The sequence below is a fragment of the Bacteroidota bacterium genome, from assembly GCA_018698135.1.
Lineage (GTDB): Bacteria > Bacteroidota > Bacteroidia > CAILMK01 > JAAYUY01 > JABINZ01.
Window position 1 is genome coordinate 1 of sequence record JABINZ010000060.1, and the last position, 4,924, is coordinate 4,924.

Annotated in this window: 5 protein-coding genes; 1 reads left to right on the forward strand and 4 read right to left on the reverse strand. The window is 35.2% G+C overall.

Annotated elements, in window-relative coordinates; translation table 11 throughout:
* Positions 1-66: 66 nt before the first annotated feature.
* Positions 67-441, reverse strand: a complete 375-nt coding sequence (locus HOG71_03740; GenBank protein ID MBT5989945.1) for a GxxExxY protein — start codon at positions 439-441, stop codon at positions 67-69.
* A gap of 139 nt (positions 442-580) precedes the next feature.
* Positions 581-2,047 carry an RNA polymerase factor sigma-54 gene (gene rpoN, locus HOG71_03745; protein ID MBT5989946.1) on the reverse strand — a complete coding sequence of 489 codons (1,467 nt, stop codon included), beginning with the start codon at positions 2,045-2,047 and terminating at the stop codon, positions 581-583.
* Positions 2,048-2,128: 81 nt separating this feature from the next.
* Here rpoN and HOG71_03750 point away from each other — a divergent pair, with 81 nt between their 5' ends.
* Positions 2,129-3,667 (forward strand): asparagine--tRNA ligase, encoded by a 1,539-nt coding sequence (locus tag HOG71_03750; GenBank protein MBT5989947.1) that lies wholly within the window; start codon positions 2,129-2,131, stop codon positions 3,665-3,667.
* Positions 3,668-4,264: 597 nt separating this feature from the next.
* Here the strand turns inward: HOG71_03750 and HOG71_03755 are convergent.
* On the reverse strand, positions 4,265-4,546 hold the full coding sequence (locus HOG71_03755) for an ATP-dependent Clp protease adaptor ClpS (protein MBT5989948.1): 282 nt from the start codon (positions 4,544-4,546) through the stop codon (positions 4,265-4,267).
* A 5-nt stretch (positions 4,547-4,551) separates the two neighbouring features.
* Positions 4,552-4,924 (reverse strand): acyl-phosphate--glycerol-3-phosphate O-acyltransferase (locus tag HOG71_03760; protein MBT5989949.1); only part of this gene is annotated, 373 nt, incomplete at its 5' end.

Below are 4,924 nucleotides of genomic sequence, written 5' to 3' on the forward strand. Positions count from 1 at the left end.
AGAAACACTTTCATTTTGGACACTAAGTTCACCAAGAAGTCACAAGGATCACAAAGATCATACGAACTACATGATTAATCTTCTTATTCCATCTTTAAGGAGTTTAACATTGAAGTTTAGGAGTAACGCTAAACGAAGTTTGCTAAATTTCAGGTAAGTCAATGCTTGAGCTATATGAATATCAGCAAGAGCTTCAACGGACTTAATCTCAATAATCACCTTGTTTTCAACGACTATGTCAGCTCGATAGCCGTGTTCAAGTTTGATCTCTTTGTAAACAATAGGCAAGGCTTTTTGTCTTTCAATATATAATCCTGAGTTAGCTAACTCATAAGAAAGACATTCTTCATAAGCTGATTCCAATAATCCTGGCCCCAATGCTTTGTGAACTTCAAGAGATTTTCCAATAATTGTTTTTGCTAATATGTTTTCCGATTCCATAAGAAAGTTTTTTTTGCTTATAAAAATCTGATATCGTCTACAATATTTCTACTACTATAAATTAAAAAAACATAGTGTCCTTTGTGCCTCCTCCGTGCTCATTGTGTCCTTAAAATGGAGCACAAGATCACTATATATACTATAGCTCTTTCCTCAGTCTAGCAACTGGAATATTCATTTGCTCACGGTATTTGGCTACCGTTCTTCTGGCAATGTTATAACCCTTATCATTCAGTAAAGTTGTAAGTTTCTCATCTGTTAAAGGTCGTTTTTTACTTTCGGCCTCGATTAAATCACTTAAAATGCGTTTGACTTCTCTGTTAGAAACTTCATTGCCATCGTCTTTCATTATCCCTTCTGAAAAGAATTCTCTCAATGAAAAAATGCCAAAGTCCGTTTGGGTATATTTTGAACTAACTACTCTCGAAACAGTTGAAATATCCATGCTTATGCGATCTGCAATATCTTTTAAGATCATGGGTCTAAGCTTGGTAAAATCACCGGAATTGAAGAATTCCTTTTGTAACTCAACAATCGTACTCATTGTCATGAGCAATGTTTGTTGACGTTGTTTAATTGCTTCAATAAACCATTTTGCATTGTCCAGTTTTGATTTGATAAACTGAAGCTCTTCCCTCATTTTTTTTGTTTTCTTCTTTTGCACATTAAAGGCTTGCAATTTTTCATGAAATCCTTTATTGATATGCAGTTGAGGCGCATTGTGTGAGTTTAATGATATCTCAAACTCTCCATCCGACATTTGCGTAATCGTAAAATCAGGAATGATGTATTGGGTTTTAAAGTTAACCTGAGACTCACCTGGCTTTGGATTCAATTTAGTGATAACCTCAATAACTTTTCTTAATTTTTCCTTATCTATATCCAAATGTTTGATCAACTTTTCATAATGCTTGTTGGCCAATTCGTTTAGATAATTCTTAACTACTCGGATAGCAATTTTAACATCCTCATTCTGGTCTTCTTTAGCTTCGAGTTGAAGAAGTAAACATTCCTGAAGATTTCTTGCAGCAATTCCAATGGGCTCTAGATTTTGAATGATTAATAATGCCTTTTCAAGTTCTTCCTCATCTGTTTGGACACTATTAAGAAATGCCAGATCGTAAGAAATGCTTTTAAGGGGTCTTCTCAGATAACCATCCTCTTCAATCATTCCAATTAAGTGCTTGGCTAATATTTCCTCTCGTTCAGTAAGATCAAGTGGATTAAGCTGCTCAGTTAAGGTGTCATAAAGTGTCTTATAACTTGCAATTGGAATTTCTTTGCGCTCCTCAGTTGAATAATCTGGTGTGTAATTTTGGTAATTATCTTCGTCTCCTAAATACTCTGTAATATCAGTTTCAAAATCTTGTGTAGGTAACTCTTCGCTTTCGTTATCGGAAGAGGATTCTAATCCCAGATCAATGTCCTCTTGCTTAGGATCATTATCTTCATCTTCTTTGCCTGATTCGAGTGCTGCATTTTCTGCTAATTCTTCGTCAACCTTGTTGGATATTTCAGTCGTAGTCAATTGTAATAATTGTACAAATTGAATCTGCTGTGGCGACAGTTTTTGTAGTAATTTCTGGTTTAATGACTGTTTTAGCATGTGTTATGTAATATAAAGCAAAGTTACTCAAATATAATACAACAATTGAAAATAGACTTAACTTTGCAAAAAATTATTAGCATGCAACTGAAGTCAAGAAATACCACATCTATTAGTGATTTAAATAAGTTTATTGGTGATTCTGTTGAATTACAAGGATGGATTTTAAACAAGCGTTCCAGCAAGGGAATTGTGTTCCTCGTTTTACGTGATGGAAGTGGATATTCCCAATGTATTATTGCTCAAGATAAAGTAGGTGAAGATACTCTAAAGGAAATTGATGGATTGGGATTGGAGTCTTCTATTTATATTAAAGGGATTGTAGTAGCGGATGAGAGACAAATTGGAGGCGTTGAAGTACATGCTGATGAAGTGCATATTTATCACAATACACAGGACTATCCGATTGCTAAAAAAGAGCATGGCGTTGAGTTTTTGATGGAAAAAAGACATTTATGGTTAAGGTCAAAAAAGCAATGGGCTATCATGCGTGTGCGAAATCAAATTATATTTTCCATTCATCAGTTTTTTCAGGAAAAAGGATTTGTTCAAATGGATTCACCCATTTTTACAGGGAATGCAGTCGAGGGAACAAGTACATTATTCGAAACAGAGTTTTTTGATAAACCAGCTTATTTGTCACAATCGGGACAATTATATGGTGAAGCAATGGCCATGTCCTTAGGAAAGATTTATACTTTTGGACCTACATTCAGGGCAGAGAAATCAAAAACCAGAAGACATTTATCTGAATTTTGGATGATTGAACCCGAAATGGCATTTCATGATAATGATATGAATATGGACTTGATTGAAGAGTTCATTCAGTATATCGTAAAAAGCATTTTGAAGTCCTGTAAATTTGAATTGGAAGAATTGGGCAGAGATACAACTATGCTTGAGAAAGTTGCGCAAAAATTCCCCCGGATATCTTATGACAATGCCGTTCTTTATTTAACAGGAAAAGAGAATGTGAATGGTAGAAATGCCATCCAACTTTTACAAGCTGATTTGGAAAATGCTGGTAAACGTATTGAAGAAATTGATGCCGACATTGTTTCACGAGAAAATGCTATTAAAGCTGGTGGAATGAAAAAAGGCGTTATTGCTTTTAATGAAAAGAAAATTTTAGAATTGAAAGCTGAAGTTAAGGAGTTGGAAGAACTGAAACGCAATATTCCTCAGTGGATTAGTTCAGCTCAGAACTTTGAATATGGAAGTGATTTTGGTGGTTCAGATGAGACAGTTCTAACTCGCTTGTTTGACACGCCTATCATGGTTTATAACTGGCCTAAAGCCATCAAGGCATTCTACATGAAAGAAGCAGAAGACAATGCCACATTGGTTAAAGGTGTTGATGTATTAGCTCCTGAAGGCTATGGTGAAATTGTTGGAGGAGGAGAACGCGAAACGGATCTAAACATACTAATTGATGCAATCAATACACACGAGCTTCCAATGAGTGCTTTTGAATGGTATCTTGATTTAAGACGATTTGGCTCAGTTCCGCATGCAGGATTTGGTCTCGGACTTGAACGGATGGTTTCATGGGTCTGTAAAATTCAACATGTACGCGAAAGCATTCCATTTCCAAGAATGATGGGTACTTTATTTCCTTGATGAATTTAATTAATGCGTTTAGTGGTTGAAAAAGAAATGTAGAAACACTTATTAGATGAATAAAACTCAATTAGGATATTAATGGTTTTTATGAAACTTCGTGAAGCCCCGCCTGAACTCATTCGGGCAGGTTCATTTTCTTCGAGAATCTTCGTGTAAAAATTTCTGTCACGAAGATGCACAAAAAATACACAAAGACACACGAAGAAGAATCATTAAGAAACATACGTTTAACACCAACTAGAAGTTGACTTAGTAGGGTCTCATGAGAGGAATTTGATGCTCCTTGAAATTCCCAGCAGTAAAATTACAACCTGCTGCTTTGCTGACGTAGGAAGCATCTAACAAAATCAATGACTTATTACCAAATCATTTTGTTAGATCCCTAGTCCTTCGGGATTAGCCTAGTGCTAGGATGTGGTTTTTGTTTCAAAATTGCAAAAGACTATTCAGCTTATAATCGAACCAATAGGAGCTGCTTTGCTGACGCAGGAAGCATCTACCATAATCAGAGACATATTAAACCAAATCATTTTGTTAGATCCCTCGTCCCTCGGGATTGGCATAGTGGAATGGATTGGGATTGTGAATTTGAAACTACACCACTTCTACTGTCAATCCTAGTTCTTCAAATTGTTCTTTAAGTGCAGAGAGGTATATTTTATCTCCAATTTTAATTGTGGACTTTCCCTTAAAATGTGCAAGGAGTGTTAGCTGTTCTGCTGGAATATCCTCAAATTCACAGATATCAATCAAACTTTCAATAACAAATTCGAAAGAATTAATGTCATCGTTATAAAGAACCAATGAATAAATATCAGACTCCTCTTCTGATTGATTATTTAAATCTGGGTTTATGTTTTCCTCTTCAAAGTTCATAAGAGTTATTTTTTTTGCCTAAAGTTTATTTTGCTTTCCGTTTTTGAAATTAATCGTTTAACATTGGCTCTATGTGTGAATAATGCAATTAAAAATACGACAAATGCAAAAACAGCTAATATTTTATTGTCTGGTATGCTGGAGAAGAAAAATAACAATACAGGTATACTTAATGCTCCTAAAAGAGATCCCAACGAAACATATCTTGTAACACTAACAATAATGACAAAGATTGGAAAAGCATAAATCATTACTTCAGGAACAGTGCCTAATAAAACGCCAGCCATGGTAGCTATTCCTTTGCCACCTTTAAATTGGGCGAATACAGGATAAATATGACCAATCATTGCCAGTACACCGGCAGCAAGTTTTAGATAT

Bases quoted from the DNA above. Each gene is read 5' to 3' on its own strand.
- HOG71_03740 (MBT5989945.1), bottom strand. From the start codon at position 441: ATGGAATCGGAAAACATATTAGCAAAAACAATTATTGGAAAATCTCTT.
- rpoN (MBT5989946.1), bottom strand. From the start codon at position 2,047: ATGCTAAAACAGTCATTAAACCAGAAATTACTACAAAAACTGTCGCCA.
- HOG71_03750 (MBT5989947.1), top strand. From the start codon at position 2,129: ATGCAACTGAAGTCAAGAAATACCACATCTATTAGTGATTTAAATAAG.
- HOG71_03755 (MBT5989948.1), bottom strand. From the start codon at position 4,546: ATGAACTTTGAAGAGGAAAACATAAACCCAGATTTAAATAATCAATCA.